This window comes from Fictibacillus sp. 5RED26, from assembly GCF_015903895.1.
GTDB lineage: Bacteria > Bacillota > Bacilli > Bacillales > Fictibacillaceae > Fictibacillus > Fictibacillus phosphorivorans.
The window spans coordinates 95237-115189 of record NZ_JACZDU010000003.1 but is presented as its reverse complement, the minus strand read 5'-3'; the positions used below and the strand labels follow the sequence as shown (position 1 = coordinate 115189).

At 37.5% G+C, this 19953-nt stretch carries 24 protein-coding genes and 1 pseudogene; 20 read left to right on the top strand and 5 right to left on the bottom strand.

Features of this window, described 5'->3' with window-relative positions; translation table 11 throughout:
- Positions 1 to 31: 31 nt before the first annotated feature.
- The 12 genes and pseudogenes from IHV10_RS13300 (at position 32) to IHV10_RS13245 (ending at position 8993) form a co-directional block, all read left to right on the top strand.
- Positions 32 to 955 (top strand): rhodanese-related sulfurtransferase, encoded by a 924-nt coding sequence (locus IHV10_RS13300; RefSeq protein ID WP_197130369.1) that lies wholly within the window; start codon positions 32 to 34, stop codon positions 953 to 955.
- A gap of 256 nt (positions 956 to 1211) precedes the next feature.
- Positions 1212 to 1793 carry a phosphatase PAP2 family protein gene (locus IHV10_RS13295; protein WP_197130367.1) on the top strand — a complete coding sequence of 194 codons (582 nt, stop codon included), beginning with the start codon at positions 1212 to 1214 and terminating at the stop codon, positions 1791 to 1793.
- Positions 1794 to 1810: 17 nt separating this feature from the next.
- A pseudogene (locus IHV10_RS13290) lies at positions 1811 to 2089 on the top strand (phosphatase PAP2 family protein); the annotation flags it as partial.
- A gap of 65 nt (positions 2090 to 2154) precedes the next feature.
- On the top strand, positions 2155 to 2343 hold the full coding sequence (locus tag IHV10_RS13285) for a hypothetical protein (RefSeq protein ID WP_197130365.1): 189 nt from the start codon (positions 2155 to 2157) through the stop codon (positions 2341 to 2343).
- A 128-nt stretch (positions 2344 to 2471) separates the two neighbouring features.
- Entirely contained in the window at positions 2472 to 2660 is a 189-nt protein-coding gene (locus tag IHV10_RS13280) for an alpha/beta-type small acid-soluble spore protein (protein ID WP_066395381.1), read from the top strand.
- A 202-nt stretch (positions 2661 to 2862) separates the two neighbouring features.
- Positions 2863 to 3771 (top strand): SDR family NAD(P)-dependent oxidoreductase, encoded by a 909-nt coding sequence (locus tag IHV10_RS13275; RefSeq protein ID WP_197131156.1) that lies wholly within the window; start codon positions 2863 to 2865, stop codon positions 3769 to 3771.
- 46 nt (positions 3772 to 3817) lie between these two features.
- Entirely contained in the window at positions 3818 to 4402 is a 585-nt protein-coding gene (locus IHV10_RS13270; RefSeq protein WP_231619552.1) for a TetR/AcrR family transcriptional regulator, read from the top strand.
- Positions 4403 to 4544: 142 nt separating this feature from the next.
- A complete protein-coding gene (locus IHV10_RS13265; protein ID WP_231619551.1) occupies positions 4545 to 5327 on the top strand; it encodes a metalloregulator ArsR/SmtB family transcription factor in 783 nt (260 codons plus the stop codon).
- Between the two features lie 9 nt (positions 5328 to 5336).
- Positions 5337 to 5777 (top strand): SRPBCC family protein, encoded by a 441-nt coding sequence (locus IHV10_RS13260; RefSeq protein ID WP_197130363.1) that lies wholly within the window; start codon positions 5337 to 5339, stop codon positions 5775 to 5777.
- A gap of 120 nt (positions 5778 to 5897) precedes the next feature.
- The gene (gene kynA / locus IHV10_RS13255) at positions 5898 to 6746 is read left to right on the top strand and encodes a tryptophan 2,3-dioxygenase (protein WP_197130361.1); all 849 of its coding nucleotides are present in this window, start codon (positions 5898 to 5900) and stop codon (positions 6744 to 6746) included.
- 415 nt (positions 6747 to 7161) lie between these two features.
- Positions 7162 to 8070, top strand: coding sequence for an alpha/beta fold hydrolase (locus IHV10_RS13250; protein WP_197130359.1), 909 nt, complete (start codon positions 7162 to 7164; stop codon positions 8068 to 8070).
- A 281-nt stretch (positions 8071 to 8351) separates the two neighbouring features.
- A complete protein-coding gene (locus tag IHV10_RS13245) occupies positions 8352 to 8993 on the top strand; it encodes a CPBP family intramembrane glutamic endopeptidase (RefSeq protein ID WP_197130356.1) in 642 nt (213 codons plus the stop codon).
- An 833-nt stretch (positions 8994 to 9826) separates the two neighbouring features.
- On the opposite strand, the gene IHV10_RS13240 is transcribed toward IHV10_RS13245, so the two are convergent.
- The 3 genes from IHV10_RS13240 to IHV10_RS13230 all read right to left on the bottom strand — a co-directional run bounded on the left by IHV10_RS13240 (position 9827) and on the right by IHV10_RS13230 (position 13182).
- Complete coding sequence (locus tag IHV10_RS13240) at positions 9827 to 10504, bottom strand: CPBP family intramembrane glutamic endopeptidase (protein ID WP_370629669.1); 678 nt, start codon at positions 10502 to 10504, stop codon at positions 9827 to 9829.
- A 119-nt stretch (positions 10505 to 10623) separates the two neighbouring features.
- Positions 10624 to 11868 carry a beta-ketoacyl-ACP synthase II gene (gene fabF / locus IHV10_RS13235; RefSeq protein WP_197130352.1) on the bottom strand — a complete coding sequence of 415 codons (1245 nt, stop codon included), beginning with the start codon at positions 11866 to 11868 and terminating at the stop codon, positions 10624 to 10626.
- A 357-nt stretch (positions 11869 to 12225) separates the two neighbouring features.
- Positions 12226 to 13182 carry a helix-turn-helix transcriptional regulator gene (locus tag IHV10_RS13230; RefSeq protein ID WP_197130349.1) on the bottom strand — a complete coding sequence of 319 codons (957 nt, stop codon included), beginning with the start codon at positions 13180 to 13182 and terminating at the stop codon, positions 12226 to 12228.
- A gap of 87 nt (positions 13183 to 13269) precedes the next feature.
- Between IHV10_RS13230 and IHV10_RS13225 the strand changes: the two genes are divergently transcribed.
- The 3 genes from IHV10_RS13225 (at position 13270) to IHV10_RS13215 (ending at position 15331) form a co-directional block, all read left to right on the top strand.
- Positions 13270 to 14181, top strand: coding sequence for an SDR family oxidoreductase (locus IHV10_RS13225; protein ID WP_197130346.1), 912 nt, complete (start codon positions 13270 to 13272; stop codon positions 14179 to 14181).
- 157 nt (positions 14182 to 14338) lie between these two features.
- Entirely contained in the window at positions 14339 to 14878 is a 540-nt protein-coding gene (locus IHV10_RS13220) for a GrpB family protein (RefSeq protein ID WP_370629668.1), read from the top strand.
- Between the two features lie 171 nt (positions 14879 to 15049).
- Positions 15050 to 15331 carry a hypothetical protein gene (locus IHV10_RS13215; protein WP_197130340.1) on the top strand — a complete coding sequence of 94 codons (282 nt, stop codon included), beginning with the start codon at positions 15050 to 15052 and terminating at the stop codon, positions 15329 to 15331.
- 85 nt (positions 15332 to 15416) lie between these two features.
- On the opposite strand, the gene IHV10_RS13210 is transcribed toward IHV10_RS13215, so the two are convergent.
- Both IHV10_RS13210 and IHV10_RS13205 read right to left on the bottom strand, forming a co-directional pair.
- Positions 15417 to 15629 (bottom strand): hypothetical protein, encoded by a 213-nt coding sequence (locus IHV10_RS13210; RefSeq protein WP_197130338.1) that lies wholly within the window; start codon positions 15627 to 15629, stop codon positions 15417 to 15419.
- Between the two features lie 106 nt (positions 15630 to 15735).
- Positions 15736 to 16533 (bottom strand): helix-turn-helix domain-containing protein, encoded by a 798-nt coding sequence (locus IHV10_RS13205; RefSeq protein WP_197130336.1) that lies wholly within the window; start codon positions 16531 to 16533, stop codon positions 15736 to 15738.
- A gap of 115 nt (positions 16534 to 16648) precedes the next feature.
- Here IHV10_RS13205 and IHV10_RS13200 point away from each other — a divergent pair, with 115 nt between their 5' ends.
- The 5 genes from IHV10_RS13200 (at position 16649) to IHV10_RS13180 (ending at position 19903) form a co-directional block, all read left to right on the top strand.
- Complete coding sequence (locus IHV10_RS13200; protein WP_197130334.1) at positions 16649 to 17011, top strand: hypothetical protein; 363 nt, start codon at positions 16649 to 16651, stop codon at positions 17009 to 17011.
- A 127-nt stretch (positions 17012 to 17138) separates the two neighbouring features.
- Entirely contained in the window at positions 17139 to 18008 is an 870-nt protein-coding gene (locus IHV10_RS13195) for a GNAT family N-acetyltransferase (protein WP_197130332.1), read from the top strand.
- A gap of 62 nt (positions 18009 to 18070) precedes the next feature.
- Entirely contained in the window at positions 18071 to 18472 is a 402-nt protein-coding gene (locus IHV10_RS13190) for a hypothetical protein (RefSeq protein WP_197130330.1), read from the top strand.
- 193 nt (positions 18473 to 18665) lie between these two features.
- Complete coding sequence (locus IHV10_RS13185; RefSeq protein WP_197130327.1) at positions 18666 to 19181, top strand: DinB family protein; 516 nt, start codon at positions 18666 to 18668, stop codon at positions 19179 to 19181.
- A gap of 236 nt (positions 19182 to 19417) precedes the next feature.
- Positions 19418 to 19903, top strand: a complete 486-nt coding sequence (locus IHV10_RS13180; protein ID WP_197130325.1) for a hypothetical protein — start codon at positions 19418 to 19420, stop codon at positions 19901 to 19903.
- Positions 19904 to 19953 lie beyond the last annotated feature (50 nt).

Genomic DNA, 19953 nt, shown 5'->3' with positions numbered 1-19953 from the left:
GTTTTTTAAGAAGCATAAGTAGGTGGTAATGATGGACTTTCAAATTTTATTGTATTATAAATACGTAACGATCGAAGACCCTGAAGCGTTTAAAGAAGAACATCTCGCTCTTTGTAAAGAGATCGGACTCAAAGGCAGAATTCTTGTTGCGAACGAAGGGATCAACGGAACCGTATCTGGAACGGTGGAACAAACAGAAGCATATATGAAGATGATGAAGAATGATCCTCGGTTTGCAGATACCGTTTTTAAAATAGAGGGATCGAACGAACACGCCTTCAAAAAGATGAAGGTTCGTGTTCGTCCAGAGCTCGTTCATTTAAGCCTTGAAGATGATGTGAATCCGAACGAACTTACGGGTAAGCACCTTTCTCCAAAAGAATGGCTTGAAGCGATGGAATCAGAAGATGTCGTGATCTTAGATGCGCGTAACACATATGAATACGACCTAGGCCATTTCAAGAATGCGATCAGACCAGATGTGGAAACGTTCCGTGAACTGCCACAATGGGTACGTGAGAACTTCAGTCAGTTCAAGGATAAAAAAGTTCTTACGTATTGCACGGGCGGCATTCGTTGTGAGAAGTTCTCAGGATTCTTAGTAAAAGAGGGCTTCAAAGACGTTTCACAGCTCGAAGGTGGAATCATCTCCTACGGATATGATGAAGAAGCCAAAGGAAAGCTTTGGGACGGAAAGTGTTATGTGTTCGATGAGCGGATCTCCGTACCTGTAAACCGAACAGGGGAAGAGGTTGTCGTCGGCAAATGTTATCACTGCGGAAACCCTGAAGAACGCTATGTAAAATGCGGAAATCCAGAATGCAACGCGCATCTGTTGATGTGTGAAGAGTGTGAGCATGAACATAAACGTTCGTGCAGCACAGAATGCAGAGAACATCCGTGGAACCGTTATATAAAAGAATGTGAAGCAGAAAGCGAAAGTTCTCCTTTTTAGGAGGACTTTTTCTTTTTTGTGAGAGAGTTGATGAATACAGCGTCCACTCATGGTGGAAAATGTGAGCGTTGTCTGTTTGAAAGAGACATCGGTAAATAAATACGTAGTAATCTCAATTAATTACGTAGTAATCGGATTTTTATACGAGGTAATTTCAATTAATTACGTAGTAAATCAATTTTTATCCGTAACCCCCCCAAATGCTATTCCTAATATTGGATGCCCTGAAGTAATATAATAAGTAGGGGGAATTACAATGAAATTTATGTTGAGTTTGTTTATTTTAATCTTTGTCAGTCTTTCGTTTTATAGCTCAAGTTTCATAACCACTTTTGATTCGAGTTTAAGAGAACAGGTTTTGGCTCTCAGAACAGAATGGTTAAATGAAATGGTGCTAGCTATCACGCATTTAGGGGACGCAAAAGTGCTGGCTGGACTCTGCTTAATCGGTGCAATCGTACTTATCATAATGAAACAAATAAGAAACAGTTTATTGCTGATTGGAAGTATTCTGGTTTCTTATGGTCTGAACTTACTAGTGAAGTCCATGTTTCAGCGGGAACGACCACAAGACTACCGCTTGTTAGAAGAGGACGGATACAGTTTTCCGAGTGGTAACGCCATGGTGGGCACATCGTTTTATTTGTTTGCAGCTGTTCTTTTGTATCAACGGTATCAAAAAAGGTGGATCTTAGTGACAGGTGCCATCCTTCCGTTCATACTCGGTTTAAAACGTGTCTATGTTGGTGTTCACTATCCATCTGATATTTTGGCAGGATTTGCACTAGGCATCGTTCTTGTCATCATTCTTACCAAACTCACAGATAAACGTCGCTAGAAGAGGACGGATACAGTTTTCCGAGTGGTAACGCCATGGTGGGCACATCGTTTTATTTGTTTGCAGCTGTTCTTTTGTATCAACGGTATCAAAAAAGGTGGATCTTAGTGACAGGTGCCATCCTTCCGTTCATACTCGGTTTAAAACGTGTCTATGTTGGTGTTCACTATCCATCTGATATTTTGGCAGGATTTGCACTAGGCATCGTTCTTGTCATCATTCTTACCAAACTCACAGATAAACGTCGCAAACAAGTAGAAAGCGTTAACAGAAACAACACAAATAGAGCTGTGTAACATATCAATTATTGTTCGTTTTTGGTATAATAAAGCGTAATTGTTTACCGAAAGGGTGCAAAGATATGTTGCCAATCGTATTTCCAGAGAACAAACTTGAGTACATACCGGCTTTAATTACGCTTGCCCTCTTTACGATTTTTGCGTGGAGAACGGTAGTCTTTTTTAAGAAACATTCTGCGAAAGAGTTAAAGAGAGCACAATTAATAGAAGAAGATTTGTTAAGCAAAGAGCTGAAAAACAAGGACTTGTGACGAGTTCTTGTTTTTTTTTGAAAAAAAATTTATATTTCTATGAATAGGTTTTCAGAATTAACCCATACTACATTTAACGGAAAACAAAAAAGTTTTTCGTACATATTATCCCAAAGGAGGGAAATCGCATGGCACGTAATAACAGCAACCAAATCGTGGTTCCTGGAGCACAAGGAGCTCTTGACGCAATGAAACAAGAGATCGCTGCTGAGTTCGGAGTACATCTTGGACCAGACACAACTTCTCGTGCAAACGGATCTGTAGGTGGCGAAATCACTAAGCGTCTTGTAGCACAAGCGCTAGGCGGACTTCGTTAATCAGTAACCTCCTTGTAAGAAAAACCCGGAATTCGTTCCGGGTTTTATTTTTTGTGTTTGAACAAGAAACGTGACCCTCTATTCATTAACTATAAATGAAAGAAACTTCGAAAAAAGGTGTGTTCAATTCCGAGGAAATAACATATGATAGAAATGAATGAATCGTTCATTTACTTTTCAAGAAGGAGTTGAATTATCGTATATGGAAATCAAGAATAACGTTTGGAATATAAAGGATAAATACGTAATGATAACAGGAGCAACAAGTGGGATTGGTTTAGCGGCAATCAAAGAACTGGCTCATAAAGTAAAAGGGCTAGGTTTGATCGCACGAAATGAGATAAAGGCGAGAATAGTTGCTGATGACATTAGAGAAGCAACCAATGGTAAGATGCATGTAGATGTATTTATTGGCAACATGTCATCTCAAGAAACGATTCGTGAGTTAGCACATCAAATATTGTTAAAGTGCACGAAAATAGACGTTTTAATTAATAATGCAGGTGCACTCTTTGAAAATCATCAAATTACAGATGAAGGGATAGAAATGACTTGGGCACTTAATCATTTAGGTCCCTATCTACTAACCATGCTGCTTCTTGAGCGATTGAACGAGTGTGATTCTGCACGAATCATTACGACGTCTTCTCATGGTCATAAGATGGCGAAAAGAGGAATTGATTTTAATGATCTAAACGCTGAGCGCAAGTATCGACCATTTAGAAAAATGATGGGAGAAGCCACACTTCGATATGCTGAGACTAAGCTTGCTAATATTTTGTTCACTGCTGAATTGGGTCGCAAGCTTAAAGACACAGGTGTAAGGACTTATTGTTATGACCCAGGATTGGTTGCGACTAACTTTAACCGTAACAATGGAAGACTTGCTCATATGACGATGGATGTTATGAAAATTTTTTCCCTATCACCAGAAAAGGGAGCTGAAACACTATTGTGGTTAATTGAGTCATCTCAAATTACGAATCAAACAGGTTGCTATTACGCAAATAAAAGGATTCAGGTACCTTCCGTTCAAGCTCAAGATAAGATCGCTGCGGAACAACTATGGCGTATTAGTGAAGAACAGACGAAAGTTACTTTTCCACTGTGATATAAATAGTTAATTAAAAGAGAGAATGAAAGGGGAGTGGAATCAATTGTTGTCTACAAATGAGAAAAAAGGAGATATTCGTAAAGATCAAATAAAAAAAGCTGCATTAAAAGTATTCGCTGCTAAAGGAATTAGTGGAACGAGAATGAGTATGATTGCGGAAGAAGCAGGGATCAGTCAAGGATTGACATATCGCTATTTTAAATCTAAAGAAGTACTTTTTACGACCTTAATTCAAGAAGCACTTGAAGAATCTAGAGTGGCTATGTTAAACGCATCCCTTATACCCGGTTCTCCAAAAGAACAAATCAAAATAATGACAAAAACCATTCTAGATGAAAGTAACAAACTACCTTTTATGTTGATTCAACAGGCTAATACAACATCAGAAGGTGTTCCTGAGAACGTTAAAGAAATGCTTAAGGAGTATTCTTTATCAAACCCAATAGATTCGTTAGTTCCGATTGTTATAAAAGGTCAGGAAATGGGAGAGTTTTGTGAGGGAGATCCCAAGCAATTACTTTTATTCTACTTCTCAATCATAACGGGTCTGATGTTGCAAGATCTATCAGTGATTGACAACAGTCAAGAATATCACGTTGAATTATTAGGTAAGATACTAACAAAATAAAATTAATTCCCGGAACGAATTCCGGGTTTTATTTTTTTTTGTAGACATTATTTTTATTAAATGTTACCTTTAAGTCACATGTTAAACATGTTACCTTTTTGTCACTTATTTAGAGATGGAAAGCAGGTGAGGTATCAACCCCATGATAAATGAAGAGTTAGTTGACGTATTTAAAGCATTATCTCATCCCATCCGGATCGATATACTAGATCATCTAAAAAGTCAGCCACTCACGACGGGTGAACTGAGTGAGAAATATGATGTTTCTCGGTACGCCATTATGAAGCATCTCGGCGTACTGGTTGACGCAAAGCTTGTCACGATCCGTCGCAAAGGCAGACTACGAGTAAATTATTTGAACGTTATTCCACTTCAAGAGCTTTATAACAGATGGGTTAGTAAATATGAAGCACCGCATGCGAATTCATTGCTTGCGATAAAAAATTTAGTAGAAGAAAGGGAAGATAATAAAATGGAACAAACAAAAGAAATCAAGATCGACTCTTTTCATATCGAGCAAGAAATTGTGATTCAAGCGAAAAAAGAAACAGTATTCAAAGCATTAACAGAAGACATTAGTAGCTGGTGGCACTTTAGAGTGGGAGAAAAAGATTCGAAGTTGATCTTGGAGCCTAAACTCGCAGGCCGTTTTTATGAAGATTGGGGAAATGGTGAGGGAGCTCTATGGGGAAATATTACGTATTACAAAAGAAACGAAGAGATTCGATTGAATGGTTTACTAGGGATGAGTGGCTCCGTAAATAGTTCTTATTCTTACAAGCTGATCGAAGACGGTGATCGGACAGTTCTACAGCTTTCTCATCAGGCCGTTGGAATTCTTGAACCACATTGGGAAGAAGCACATCGCCACGGTTGGAACGAGCTGCTTGCAGAAAATTTGAAAAAATTCGTTGAACAAAAGTAGGAGATTCTTATGGTTGATGTAAGAACAGAGATATCCATTAATCGTCCGATCGACGTAGTCGCTCACTATGCTGCCGATCCAGATCATGCACCACAATGGTACGACAACATTAAAGCCATTGAATGGGTTACGATGAAACCTCTGCAATTAGGTTCGAAAATGGCGTTTATCGCTTATTTCTTAGGACGAAAACTTGAATACGTATATGAAGTCACAGATTATGTTCCTGGTAAAAAGTTAGTGATGACAACAGCAAATGGTCCTTTCCCGATGGAGACCACTTATACGTGGAACACGGAAAATGTTGGAGTAACCAAAATGACGCTCCAGAACAAAGGGGTTCCAACTGGATTTTCAAAAATGGTCACTCCTTTTATGTCATTTATGATGAAAAAAGCAAACAAAAAAGATTTACTAAAGATAAAGCAGATACTCGAACAGAACAAATAAGATGAAAGGCTGTGTAGGTGCACAGTCTTTTTTTCTGCAGAATTATAAAAAGTCCTACGTAAAATCATGTATAATGAAAGCGATAACAATCAAGTTACTTGTCCGGGGGAGTGGATTAGAATGACAGAACAGAACAAATTGGACAGCAAAGAAACAGAAAAAGGAATTCACACGGATTTTATTAACCAGATGACATATGGAGAATATCTGAACCTTGATAAAATTTTATCCGGTCAGAACAGGCTTTCCGGTCATCACGATGAAATGTTGTTTATCGTTATCCACCAAGTGTCAGAACTGTGGATGAAACTCATTCTGCACGAAACGCGTTCTGCGATTTCTTCTATTGAGAGCGGAAACCTTCATTCGGCGTTCAAGATGTTAGCACGTGTGTCTAAGATTCAATCTCAGATCATTGAATCATGGGATGTACTCTCAACCTTGACGCCAGCAGAATACATGGAGTTTCGCGATAAGCTTGGACAAGCATCAGGGTTTCAATCGTATCAATATCGCATGATCGAATTTGCGCTCGGCTACAAGACACCGCATATTTTAGAAATCTACAAAAAAGACGCAGACCTTCACGAACAATTAACGACTGCTCTTCATACACCTAGTTTGTACGACGTTTCCATTCAGGCGCTCGCAAAAGCTGGACTTCACATCGACGAGGAAGTTTTGAATCGTGATGTGACGAAACGCTATGAATACAACGCATCAGTAGAGGCAGCTTGGCTAGAAGTGTACCGAAACGTTGAAAAGTACTGGGATCTGTATGAATTAGCAGAAAAGCTAGTAGATATTGAAGACTGGCTGCAGCAGTGGCGTTTCCGCCATATGAAGACCGTAGAACGCATCATCGGTTTTAAAGTCGGAACAGGCGGTTCATCAGGCGTGAACTATCTGAAGAAAGTGTTAGATCAACGCTTCTTCCCAGAGCTTTGGGATCTGCGTACGAGTATTTAAATATTTTTGTTGAAAGAAGCGTGCTGTTTACACAGTACGCTTCTTTTCTTTACTAGTATTTTTCCTTTTAAACATCTTTTCAATAACATAAAAAATCCCACCACAAACCACGCCTATAACAAGAGGTTTCAAGATGAAACTTTGCTCAGTCCAGAACCAATTTATTAGGAATACAATTACAAAAGTGAGTAATGAATGCATCACTAAATGAATAACAATTCCTCCCTGATCCTTTTTGTTAAAATTCTAACATAAATTGTAAAATAGATGAGGGCAATTAAATAAAATAAAATTACATAAAAAGACACATAAATGGATTAAACTTACAAATTACAATGATAAAATAAAGACATAGAAGGGCTACTTTCTCTTATTTTCTAACTTCTAAAATAGCTCATGATAAGGGAGATTCTCTATGAATGAAAACATCATGGTTTTATCTGACGGAAGGCAATTAGGTTATTCCCTATATGGAGACCTAGAAGGAATTCCATTATTCTTATTTCACGGAACACCAGGGTCAAGGGTGTGGTTTACAGAAGATGATCCGATCGCAAAAGAATTAGGAATTTGTTTGATTGCTACTGATCGTCCCGGTTACGGTCTTTCTGATAAGAAACCTAAATCAAAACTACTTGATTATGCTCAAGATATGAAAGAACTAGCAAAGCATTTAGAGTTAGGGAAGTTCTCTGTATTAGGTGTTTCAGGAGGTGGAGCCTTTGCTGCAGCTGTAACGTATGCTCTTCCCAACCAAATTGACTTATGTATGTTGGTTGGTACGGCAACACCATTTGAAAATGGAAAACCTCCAACAACGATGTCAAAAGAGAATCGAATCGGTTTTTATATGACGAAGTACTTTCCGTGGTTACTTAAGCAATTAGAAAAATCGAAGAAAAAATTGATCGATCAAAAGCCAGAATTGTACATCGAAAACTTGAAGAAAGGTGGTTCTTATCTCTCAGATTGGGACAACAAAATGCTTCAAAGGGAAGATGTTCTTGAAATTGGAGTTTTGCACTCTAAAGAAGCGTACCGACAAGGAGTAGATGGAGTACTTGATGAGAGCAAATTATTAATGAAAGATTGGGGTTTTAAAGTAGAGAAATTAACCGCTCCAGTAATCATTTGGCATGGAGAGAAAGATACATTTTCATCTTTCATTGAGGTGAGAAACATGGCTAACAAGATTCCTCATGTAGAAACTCATTATCTAGAAGACGCTGGACATTTTTTAACTGAAAGTGAAGAGGTGTGGAGATCCATTTTAACTAACTTTAAAGAATCCGTCCTAAGTGGCTTTATCGATAGACATGAGTAGATTGGGAGAAACATCTTGAAAAAGCAGATAGTAGCGGGTATTTTTGGTGGATGTATGGGTCCATTCTAGGAGTCATTGCTTACAATAATAAGTGGTTAGGTTAACGTAGATACCGATATTGAAGTTATCTTTAAAATCGTCCATGTAAGTTATATTGAATGTTAATCGTTCACAATGAATGTTAACTATGTTACGCTCTTATTATAAATTTTTCCATTTATGTAGTCTGCTTCAAAAGATAGTTTGTACATAAAGGGTGTAAGGGATAGGAGATCAAAGATTTGAATTCAAACAAGAGTATAAGTCTTGTGGCATTGATCGTTATGACGATTGTTTCATTTTCTAATCTTGTTGGGGTTAATATTGCAGGGTTATCTGTGATTGTGGGAATTACGTTTTTCTTTATCCATAGAAAATTTGATAAGAGAGATTCTGATGGTTTAGACATAAAAGTTATACGTACATATGTAAAACAGAAAACAATATGGCTTTGGATTGCTTTACCTTTAGTGATGAACATTATTTGCTTTACTTTAGCAGCTCTTTTTCTCCCAGAATTCATTGACCATATTCATAGTAGAACAGAGTTTGTAATATCATTTGATAAACTAGTGGTACTCGTCTTACAGCTTGCTATTTTAGCATTAGGGGAAGAAATTGCATGGCGTGCTTTCTTCCAAAAGCAATTAAGTAAGTATATACCTATCATTCCCACGATCATTTTGACTTCAATCATATTCTCGCTCGGCCATTTCGCCGTTGGTAGTGCTGTTATCGTCAGTTACGATATTGTCTTTATTTTCATTAACAGTGTGATTTATGGTGTTATTTTTTATAAAACGAACAATGCTTGGATAAGTACGATCTCACATTTTATTGCTAATGTGTTTAGTATTATTCTCATATCTGTTTTTATTTTTTGAAGAAATCATTACTTGATGGACCTGGTTATATTATGTGATATATAGATGCTTATTAAAAGGGATTTCCAATCACGGAAATCCCTTTAAGTTTGGAATTATCGGAAAGTACAAACTTATAAAGCTAAACTTTATTATGCTTTTTTACAGTTTGGAGAACAAATCTTTTCAAAAAATCTGGGTTCAGCATTCGTTGTTCTGCCAACGAGCCCGATACCGCCGATTGCTTTATCGGTCTCTCTTAATACAATTACATACGAATCGTTACTTTCAATAAACGTTTACTCTTCTTTAGATAAATAACAAATTATTTAAACACATGAACCAAAACGCTACCAAAGGTATATGATGGATAATCTCTCTAGAACCTGAAGAAAGAGGTGCATATTTGAAGATATACTTTTGGTTTTTCTTGTTGATTTCCACGTACAACGTTCTGTGGATTGATATGAGCAATTTCCGTGAGTTGATGGATCTTATCATAATAGTGATAGGTCTTTTAGGTATCTACGGATATGTTTACAGAAAAGTAATCTTTCGAAAGAGCTTTTGGAAAGTTTTCTTTGTATTTGACCTTCTCTACACGATTGGTTTTATGTTTATGGTTTCACGAGAGAAATATTTACGGATTCATTCAAATGATGAATTCATATTTTCCTCATTGATCGTTTTTATTTTTCTTTTTGTTTACTTCAGAACCCTTTATAAGTACGCATTTAAGGAAACTGGTAGATAATGAATAGAAGAGTACCGCAAGTCGGGTACTCTTTATATTTGTTTATATTTAGACTTCTGTTTTAGAGTTTGAGGCAAGAACCTTTCCTTTTAAAACAAATTTATAAAATCCAACCGTTAAGAACCATACCTATGTTTATGACAAAATGAAACACGATGGCAGGATATATACTATTTGTCTTTAAGACAATAAAAGCATAAAAAAGTCCTCCAAACGAAAACAGCAGACTCATGACAAGTGGAATTCCAATAGATAGATGTAACAGACCGAATCCGATACTAGTAATGAGGACAGCATAAAAGGTAGAGACGTATTCTTTTAGAGAAGACAACAATATTCCTCTCCAAAGTATTTCCTCTAGAACAGCATTGATCAGTGAAAAGAACAGTGCAAATATAAGAAGTGATCGCGTTAAGCTTGTGTTCTCTACAAATAAAAGAGGTAAAAAGATTGTCGTTGATCCAAGCATTCCAAACACAAAAAAGGTTAGAGTTTTAATCGTATGATGAGGAAATACGATTCGACCATTCCAGTTCGGCATCACTGTAAAAAGATTCACTTTTTGTTTAGTGAGTTTTAAAGAGATGCCTGCTCCTATGACTATAAATAATAGTAAACTTCTATTTAAGATAATCTTTGTTTCTATGGAAAGTCCCAACTGGGCAATTAAATCCATTCCTAAAATATACAAAGTCAACCCTAACGAAAAGAAGATGAATAGGGATAAGGTGGAACGATATTTAGAGTTTGTTGTATAAAGTAGGAACAACGATAACACAGAAAACGCTCCCCAGGTGTACCACCTGTTTGAAAATAAGATAATACTAAGAAAAAACAAACTTGAGTAAACGAATACTATGCCATAATTTCTAACGAGTTGAATTACTGATCTCTCCTTTATAGTCGACCTTCAAACTTTTTGAAAAGTAGAGCGGTGTTGTGTCCACCAAAGCCAAGTGCGTTACTAATTGCTGCTTTTATCGTGGTTTCCCGGGCTTCGTTTGGTACATAATCCAAATCGCATGCTTCATCAGGAGTATGTAGATTAACAGTCGGCGGAATTATTCCCGTTTCAATAGCAAGAAGAGTAAAGATGGCTTCAACTGCACCTGCAGCACCCATCATGTGACCTGTCATAGATTTAGTGGAACTAATCGGAACATCGTAAGCCCTTTTCCTTAAGAAGCTTTTAATGGCTTCTGTTTCAAATCTATCATTATAAGTTGTACTCGTTCCATGTGCGTTAATGTACTCAATTTCTTCAAGCGCCAAGCAGGATTCTGATAATGCACCATTCATAGCTCGAACTGCACCTTCACCGCCTGGAGCGGGGCTCGTAATATGATAAGCATCTGAAACAGTTGAGTAACCTACGATTTCACCATAAATCTTTGCTTGCCGACTCAATGCTGTATCAAGGGATTCCAACACGATTGCTCCTGCACCTTCTCCCATCACTAAGCCATCTCTGTTCTTATCAAAAGGTCTGCAAGCATGTTCAGGGTCAGGATTAGTGGATATAGCTCCCATTGCACAGAACGCTCCGATTCCAAGGGGAGTGAGTGAGGCTTCAGAACCTCCAGCCACTATCACTTCTGCATCGCCTCGCTGAATCGCTCGAAAGGCATCTCCTATCGCATTTGAACCAGAAGCACAAGATAGTACGACACACGTGTTAATCCCTTTAGCTCCAATTGCAATGGCGACTTGGCTTGCTGCCATATTTGAAATAACCGTTGTTGTAGAAAAGGGATAAAGATTTTGATACCCTCCGTTCTGCAGGTCTTTATAGGTATTTTCAAAACTTTCGATACCCCCAATTGCTGTACCGAATGATACGCCAACACGTTCTTCATGAACCGTCTTACCCGGTTTCACGTTTGCATCCTGAATGGCCATTATAGAAGACGCGACGGCGTATTCAGTGAACCGATCCATACGATGTCTTTCGTTAACCTGAATATAGTTTGAAAGGCTAAAATCTTTAACTTCTGCTGCCGTTTTTGCGGAAAATGTGGTTGAGTCAAAACGAGTAAGTTTTCCGATTCCGGACTCTCCGTGAATTAGTTTATTCCAAGTCTCCTCGACCGAATTACCAAGGGGAGTGATAGCTCCCATACCTGTCACTACAACTCTTCGCATATTATTATCACCTACTAAATTTTCCATTTATCTATATATTTCTACATATTTTTACAATTCACCTTCCTATATTTAACAACAAATAGGATAAACTGATAAATATTAGTTGAACTAAAATGGTAATAATATTGTTATTACAGTTAATATTCATTTTTTAGAAGAAATGAATATGTGCATCGTACCTATCCCCCATTAACGGGGGTTTTCAAAATGCTGTAAAAAGCACTGCTTAAACTGAATCCCTATTTAGGGGTGAGTTCATTTGCAGTGCTTTTTAGATTACTATTTAATTTGAGATTCTCTTGTTTAATAACGTTTTTGCTTTAAGTAAACTCGTTAACTTACAGAGTTTAGTCCTTAATTATATAGAGATAATGCAGATTCTCCAATTTTCTTAACAGATTCAATCATTGAGTGAGGAGAAACGATTTTCATTTGATCACCAAATCCGATAATGTATGACGCAGCTTCTTGCTCTGTATCAAACGTAAGTTTTACAGGAATCCATCCGTTGCCATTCGGTGAGCCTTTGCTCACTACTTGTGCAAAGCGTCCGCTATAAGATATCCGTTGAATAATCGCTGGAGAAGCTTCCACCTCTACTTCAAAAATAGGTAGATTCTTAACAAAATTTTGTTTTGATTCGTTCCAATAATCAGCTAGTTGAAAGTTACCTGGCCGGACAAAGGATTCGTACGTTAATTCTACAGACTTGATTCGGGACACTCTAAAATTCTTAATATCTTTATCAGATACCGCAACCAAGTACCATGTGCGCCCTTTTGCGACGAGCCCTAATGGTTCTACGATTCTGTCTGATGATTCCTTGTTTGCTTTTTCATAGGCAATACGTATTTTTCGATCTTCCCATAGAGCTTGCTGTAGCAGATTAAGGGCAATCGTTTCGTGTTGGGATTGTTTCCACGGATCTATATCGATATGGATTCTGTTCCATAAGTTATCCGCTTGTGATTGAAGGGAGTTTGGGAGAGCGGCTAACAACTTTTGTCGTGCTTCTTTCCAGTCCTTTGAAAACCCGAGATCACTTAGTAGCTGATAAGAAGGAGAAAGAAATAACGTTTTTAGCTCGCTGTCTTTTAGTCCTGTCAATTTCGTCCTGTACTGATCAACAAGCCGCCATCCACCATGTTTGCCGCGTTCAGCTAGTACAGGTATCCCAGCAACACTTAACGCTTCCATGTCACGGTGAATCGTTCGCTCTGTTACTTCTAATTCGCTGGCTAATGCCTTTGTTGTCATCTTTCCATGATTCTGAAGCAGCAATAAGATGCTGATCAAACGGTCTGCTCTCATCTATTTACTCCTGTTTTTTTTAATATGACATTGGATGTCAACTTTAAAGGTTAAACTAAAGATAGATCAAAAAGGGAGTGAATGCAAATGAAACCTTTAGAAGGAAAAATTGCACTAGTAGCTGGAGGAACACGAGGAGCAGGACGCGGGATTGCGATGGAATTGGGAGCAGCAGGAGCTACAGTGTATATCACGGGCAGAACGACACGTAAGGAAGTTTCAGAATACAACCGTCCAGAAACCATTGAAGAAACGGCAGAATTAGTAAATGAATTAGGTGGCATTGGAATCCCGGTTCAAGTGGATCATCTTGTTGCAGAACAGGTTGAAGCGTTAGTAAAATGTATTGAAAAGGAACAAGGTAGATTAGATATTTTAGTGAACGATATCTGGGGTGGAGAAAATTTAATTGAATGGAGTACACCTGTGTGGCAGCATTCCCTTGAAAAGGGGTTGCGCATGCTACGACTCGCTGTAGATACTCATCTCGTAACTAGTCATTACGCGCTTCCCTTGTTGATTAAGAACGAAGGGGGACTTGTGATCGAAATGACAGATGGGACTAAAGAATACAATGAGAACAATTACAGAGTGTCCATGTTTTACGATTTAGCTAAAACGTCAGTTAACCGAATGGCAAAAGCGCTGTCACACGAACTGTCACCGTATAAATGTACAGCGGTTTCCGTGTCACCTGGCTGGATGCGTTCAGAAATCATGCTTGAAGTATTTGGGGTGACAGAAGAAAATTGGCAAGATGGAATTGAAAAAGATGCGCATTTTGCCATATCTGAAACACCTCGTTTTGTTGGACGAGCCGTAGCTGCATTAGCGATGGATGAGAACCGCCATGAACTAAATGGACAATCATTCTCTAGCGGAGACCTCGCTAAGAAATATGACTTTTATGATTTAGATGGCTCACAGCCTGATTGTTTTCGATATTTGGTAGAAGTCGTCGAGGCAGGAAAGCCAGCTAATGTGGAGGGGTACAAGTAAAAGACAGTGAGCTTTTCTTACTGAAGGTGAACTGAGCATTATTTAGCAAACTGCATAGATACATGTGCGTTAATTCGAGAAGGATTAACGCTTTTTTATATGGAACTTATTATAAAAAGAAGCACTATTGTAAAGGCATATAAGAGGTGGTTTGAATATGGGTAACGATAATGAAAACATTCCAGTGTGGGCTTATGAAAAAATTGAGGTAAAAAAACCAGATTCTAACTGGAAGGAAAAAGGTATTCGGGAAAGAGAAGACCTTGCCAATCTACTTTCAGCATTTGGTGTTAACCAGGTGAAACATATTGGAAGTACATCTATACCTAACTTGCCAGCAAAACCAATTATCGATTTAATGGCTACGATTCCTTCATTGGAGTTTATCAATAGAATAGCGGAAAAGCTAAACGCACACGATTGGCATTATGTACCTCCGGAACTAGACAAACAGCCTTGGCGAAGATTCTTTGTGAAAGTGGAACACGACAAACGAGTAGCACATTTACATCTAATGTTAGAAGGAGAAGAACGATGGGATCAATTACTTACATTCAGAGATAAGTTAAGAACTAACCCACACCTTGTGAATGAATACGCTATTTTAAAAAGTCATTTAGCACAAGAATATAATAATGACCGTGAAAGATATACAGAAGGAAAGACAGAATTTATTAACAAGGTAATAAACAACTAATTATCCTAACTGTTATATAGGGAGCGTTAATCCGAAGTGGGTTAACGCCTTTTTTTCTTTTATATAGCAAGATCGAATAGGCACTGTGATAGGTGTACAAGCACTTTCAGTTGAATTTCATAGAATATCATAATCGAAGGTATACCTTCGGGAACTAAGGGGGGATTAGTTATGGGTTGGATTGGAAATAATTCAGGTCATCATTCTTGCGGATGTCACCACCGTGTTGAACGTCAACATCATGAATGTGGCTGTCACAAAAAAGTAAAACTTCGTCAGACTGAAGGTCAGTCAAGAGGAGAAATGTGCAGCAGATGCAATTGGGCTAAATATCATAATGATAGCGCTTGGAGAAAACTCTGTAGAAACAGGGTAGAAAGTGTTCGAATGGTTTCAGAGCCTCAAAGCTGTGCTTTACGCAATCGATTAGACAATGGAACTGCTCAGGAGTAGCGAAGATTTTAAAAAAAACGAACAAACACTGAAGAATCAAAAAAGGACCTTTTCACTAAGGGTCCTTTTTTTGTTGCAGAAGATATTAGCTATTTTCGCTCAGATCACGAATTTCTCTGTCAATGAGGAACACAGACAGTTCGAACGCTTCTATACGTCTTTGCGCTAAGGTGATCTGAGATTTATACCGATTTGGATTTTCTTTCCCTTCTAGCGTTTTAACGGTTTCTTTTAGTTTGTGAATCGTTGAGTCTAGTTGACGCTTGGCTTCGACTAAGTTGTCCAATATAATCTCCATATAAATACTTCTCCTTATACAGTTTAATGAGTGGGAATTTTAATAGTAAATTAATCAATTATAGTCAATCAAGTCAGAAAGTTTTAACTGAAAAGTAAAGAGTTGCCTAATGATTCATCCTATACTGTAACGGCGTGCAGCCTATGACATTCACAAAATTTCGGTGAAACTGACTAGGGTTGTTAAATCCAACTTCATAGCTGATATCTAAAAGTGATCGAGTAGTTGTTGTGAGTAATTCTTTACTTCGCTCGATCCTCGTTCGTATAAGATATTGATGAGGAGAGAGATGCGTATAGTTTTTAAAGCTTCGCATAAAGTGATATTTACTTTGGTTCGCGATCATTGCGAGCGTATCTACAGAAATGGTTTCATAATAGTTTGTATGAATATAGTCGAGTACATGAGTCATGTAATGGCCATTGCTCTGGTGTTTCATAGCTGTTGAATGACTTCCTCTAAAAAAGGACGTAAAAAAATGAAATGCCTCGTTCTCTATATCTTTCTTACACGTATCTTCATGACTTTGAAAGAGATATTGATCAAACCACTGTTTCACTTGTTTTTTGATAACATTTGGAGAGATTGTTTGCTTCTCTATAAAAGTGATCTCTTCTGTTAAATTGACATTGTTCCAAGCGTTTAGTGATTGACGATCTAATCCGATCAAAAACATTGAAGATGGAACATTATCAAACTGATGAGCGTGAAGGGATAGAGGATTCGTGACGATTGCCTCTCCTTCTTTCAGTGCTAATGTTGTTTGGTTCAGGTCTGTAATCATCTCTCCTGTAAGCGGCACAGAGATTTGATAAACATCTTCATGAGAATGAGGTTGGTCTCCCCAATTCGAGCCTTCGATGTATAGAATCTTGATATGATCGAGCTTAAGATGAAATCCCAACGACTCCACATCCTTCCATCTTCTATACTATCAAAAATTGCGGTATGATTGAGCACGATATGCAATGAATTCCTTTCTTCGCTTATCCATAATGAAGGATAGAGGAGGGATTCACATGAGTTTTAAGTCAAGGTGTTATCTTGTATATGGCTTTGCACCAGCAGGGGCAAGAGCGATTGAGGCGAATCGTTCATTAAACAATTGGATAAGTAATCAAGAGTTCGGTAAGATCATCTACCATGAGCATTTTGCGACTAAGCCACTTGGTGGGTTTGCGGTATTTGAAGTGAATGAACAGAAAGAACTGGATGCACTTCGTAGTGAGCCGCTATCTGAAACGTCGCATCTATACGGATGGACGTTAAGTTATCATCCTCTCACGCACAGTACGAATACAGACAAGTTTATCTACCAAACGCAATACACGTTATCATCTTACCGTGATGTAAAGATGGAATATCAGTTAGATAGCGAATAGAAAGAATCGAGCTTGTTGTGGCTAACAGCAAGTTCGATTTTTTTCGTTATGTGCGAAATATAATCCTTGTCGAACCCAAACGATTATCATCTATAATAAGGGTACAACTGTAATAGGAGGCTACTCCATGTTTACGGAAGATAGAGTTGTATTAAAAGCAGAGCAACTTAATGATAATGATGTTTCAAGTCTAATCGAACTTTCTTCATCTGTTGGATGGGACTATGATGATCACGAAATAAAAACGATTCTGTCATCAGGAAAGATCCATGGGCATAAAACTCCTGAAGGTAAAATCGTTACAAGTGCTGCAATCATTCCATACGATACCAATCTAGCCTCAATCGGTATGGTCATCGTACATTCAGATTATAGGGGGCTCGGATTAGGAAAGGCAGTTACTCAACAATGTATGGCTAGCGTCTCTAAAAAGACATCCATCATGCTAATATCAACGGATGAAGGGAAAACTTTATATGAAAGCTTAGGCTTTAGAACGGTAGATGTTGTACATAAGTTTTTGTGTGAAAATTTTGTCTCCGAATCGTTTGAAGTTAGTAATGAATTTACATTAGAGACTTACAAAGTAGAGGATTTTCATCAAATGATGGAAGTAGACGCAGCTGCCTTTGGTGATCAGAGAAGCAAATTTCTGCTCAATCGAATTGAACAATGTAAACAATGTATCGTTGTGAAAAATCAAAACAGCCATATTATTGGTTTTGGTCTATCTGTACAAGGCCCTATAAATCTAATTGTAGGACCGATTGTAGCACCAGACTTTAAAACAGCCGCTTCTATCATGAAAGAGTTAGCGAGCAACCATCATGGAAAGCTTAGGATTGATGTGCCATCAGGTCAACATGATTTTATGACTTTCTTACATACATGTGGTTTTAATAAAGTTAATGATCCTCCCATAATGATGAAGAATTCAAGCACAATGCCAAATAGGAACCAAGAGTTATATGCAATTGCTGCTCAAGTATTTGGATAAAGAGAAATGGGAAAATATGTTATAATTTTAGATGAATAAAATAATAAGAGTGAGGTTTGAAAATGCCTGCACAAAACCACTTAAATGAATTTACCAAAATGCACGATGAATTTATCCTTGAATGGAATTCTGCCATGATCTCAGGTAACACAACGTCAGTAGTAAGAATGACGGAAGATTATTATGTAGCTTTTTTTAATAATAATAACGAGAAACCAATTTTTTTCACCAAACAAGAAGCTATAAATGGTATGGAACAATCAGTTCGACATTTTTTAGGTGCAAATAAGAGGTTTGAAAATAGAGTCATTCGACTAAAAGATAACCAAAATGCTGTTGTGTTCTATGAACAAATAATTGTTAAAAATGAAGAAGTATTAGCACGATTATTTACCATAGAAAATTGGAGATTAATTAACAAGAAATGGTGGATTATCAGGGAGACAGAAGAATCAATTAACTAGTTTTTGCTCACACAGGATAAAGGTGCTTTAATGCAATATTATGAAGACAATATATTTGACGATGAACTTTTGATATACACACAAACAAACGGAGCATTTCTTCAAGGAGGAGAAGTGCTGTTTTTATTGAAGTTAAGGATAAGGCTATTCAAGTACCCTATGAAATTATGGTTATGAAACGGAGGTTATAAACATGAGTGATCTGAAGTTAATTGAAACCTATAAAAGCTTTTTACAAAACTATTCACAAGAGCAATTAAGGCATATACCTGAGCATAGGGTTTGGTCGATCGGTCAAATGTATGACCATTTGATTGTTGTTGCTCATGAGTATTTGGATAGTGTAGAAGATTGTGAGAAAGCTGTTGAAGAGCAACATCAGGGTAAATCTGAATTCGGAGAATATCTATTTAACATTGGTGGATTTCCTCCTATTAAAATCAAATTACCTGAAGAACTAGATGCCCCGCCAGACAATACTAAAAGTAAAGAAGTGATTATGTTAGAGCTCGATCAATTAATGAATAGAATGAAAGACTTGGAATTGAAAGTAGAAGAGATAAACCCCAACTGCAAAATGAAGCATGGTGGATTTGGGTGGCTGAATGCACAAGAGTGGTTATCTCTTGTCGGCATGCATTTTCGCCATCATCTGCGTCAGAAGTATGAACTCGATCAAAAACTTGCATTATGCTCAAACATTGGGTAAAGAGTAGTCCATTGAGCATTTATGAGTTTTGACGACATAGTAATTCTAAAACAGAAAGAAGGTTTGTAAAGGTGAGTACGAATAAGATATTTTGGTTTATGATAATAATCGCTTTCATTTTCATTATAGTCTTATATTTACCGAAATTACTCTTCCAAAACAATGGCTTTTAATATATCCCAAGCGAAAAATCACGTGTATTTTCTTATAACGTCAAATCTCAAAGAGGACTGTATTTGAAATTATTACATCTAATAATAGCAATAATAATATTCTCATTCTGCATAACTGGTTGCTCGATTTCGACAGATGGAAATGATCAGCAAGCAGCAAATCATATGAATGATGACTTCCCTCCAGATATGAAGGGATTCGTTAATGTTAACGGAAATAAATATGAAATGAAATCAGGAAATTATAAATGGGAAAGAAAAAAAGGGTCAGAAACCGAAGCTGTAACAACGGATGCGGCATCGCCATCCCAGATTGCTGAAGCTTTTAATGCCATCAGTGTGAAACCGAGCGCTAACATTCATATCGAGATTCAAGATCATCCTAAGATTTCCGTTTATCATTGGTATGAAAACGATAGAGATAAAGAAGTCTTATTAAAAAACAATAATTTATCTGTTCCGTCAAGTAAAGGTCGGTACATCTATGAGGTATTAGCCAAATGGTCTAATGGTGAAGTATCGTATACATTTGTAATTGATGTTAAGTAGTTCTGAGATGGCAAAAGTAAACAAGTACGCGGTGGATCATTCATAGATTA

Bases quoted from the DNA above. Each gene is read 5' to 3' on its own strand.
- IHV10_RS13300 (WP_197130369.1), top strand. From the start codon at position 32: ATGGACTTTCAAATTTTATTGTATTATAAATACGTAACGATCGAAGAC.
- IHV10_RS13295 (WP_197130367.1), top strand. From the start codon at position 1,212: ATGAAATTTATGTTGAGTTTGTTTATTTTAATCTTTGTCAGTCTTTCG.
- IHV10_RS13285 (WP_197130365.1), top strand. From the start codon at position 2,155: ATGTTGCCAATCGTATTTCCAGAGAACAAACTTGAGTACATACCGGCT.
- IHV10_RS13280 (WP_066395381.1), top strand. From the start codon at position 2,472: ATGGCACGTAATAACAGCAACCAAATCGTGGTTCCTGGAGCACAAGGA.
- IHV10_RS13275 (WP_197131156.1), top strand. From the start codon at position 2,863: ATGGAAATCAAGAATAACGTTTGGAATATAAAGGATAAATACGTAATG.
- IHV10_RS13265 (WP_231619551.1), top strand. From the start codon at position 4,545: ATGATAAATGAAGAGTTAGTTGACGTATTTAAAGCATTATCTCATCCC.
- IHV10_RS13260 (WP_197130363.1), top strand. From the start codon at position 5,337: ATGGTTGATGTAAGAACAGAGATATCCATTAATCGTCCGATCGACGTA.
- kynA (WP_197130361.1), top strand. From the start codon at position 5,898: ATGACAGAACAGAACAAATTGGACAGCAAAGAAACAGAAAAAGGAATT.
- IHV10_RS13250 (WP_197130359.1), top strand. From the start codon at position 7,162: ATGAATGAAAACATCATGGTTTTATCTGACGGAAGGCAATTAGGTTAT.
- fabF (WP_197130352.1), bottom strand. From the start codon at position 11,868: ATGCGAAGAGTTGTAGTGACAGGTATGGGAGCTATCACTCCCCTTGGT.
- IHV10_RS13230 (WP_197130349.1), bottom strand. From the start codon at position 13,182: ATGAGAGCAGACCGTTTGATCAGCATCTTATTGCTGCTTCAGAATCAT.
- IHV10_RS13225 (WP_197130346.1), top strand. From the start codon at position 13,270: ATGAAACCTTTAGAAGGAAAAATTGCACTAGTAGCTGGAGGAACACGA.
- IHV10_RS13220 (WP_370629668.1), top strand. From the start codon at position 14,339: ATGGGTAACGATAATGAAAACATTCCAGTGTGGGCTTATGAAAAAATT.
- IHV10_RS13215 (WP_197130340.1), top strand. From the start codon at position 15,050: ATGGGTTGGATTGGAAATAATTCAGGTCATCATTCTTGCGGATGTCAC.
- IHV10_RS13210 (WP_197130338.1), bottom strand. From the start codon at position 15,629: ATGGAGATTATATTGGACAACTTAGTCGAAGCCAAGCGTCAACTAGAC.
- IHV10_RS13200 (WP_197130334.1), top strand. From the start codon at position 16,649: ATGAGTTTTAAGTCAAGGTGTTATCTTGTATATGGCTTTGCACCAGCA.
- IHV10_RS13195 (WP_197130332.1), top strand. From the start codon at position 17,139: ATGTTTACGGAAGATAGAGTTGTATTAAAAGCAGAGCAACTTAATGAT.
- IHV10_RS13190 (WP_197130330.1), top strand. From the start codon at position 18,071: ATGCCTGCACAAAACCACTTAAATGAATTTACCAAAATGCACGATGAA.
- IHV10_RS13185 (WP_197130327.1), top strand. From the start codon at position 18,666: ATGAGTGATCTGAAGTTAATTGAAACCTATAAAAGCTTTTTACAAAAC.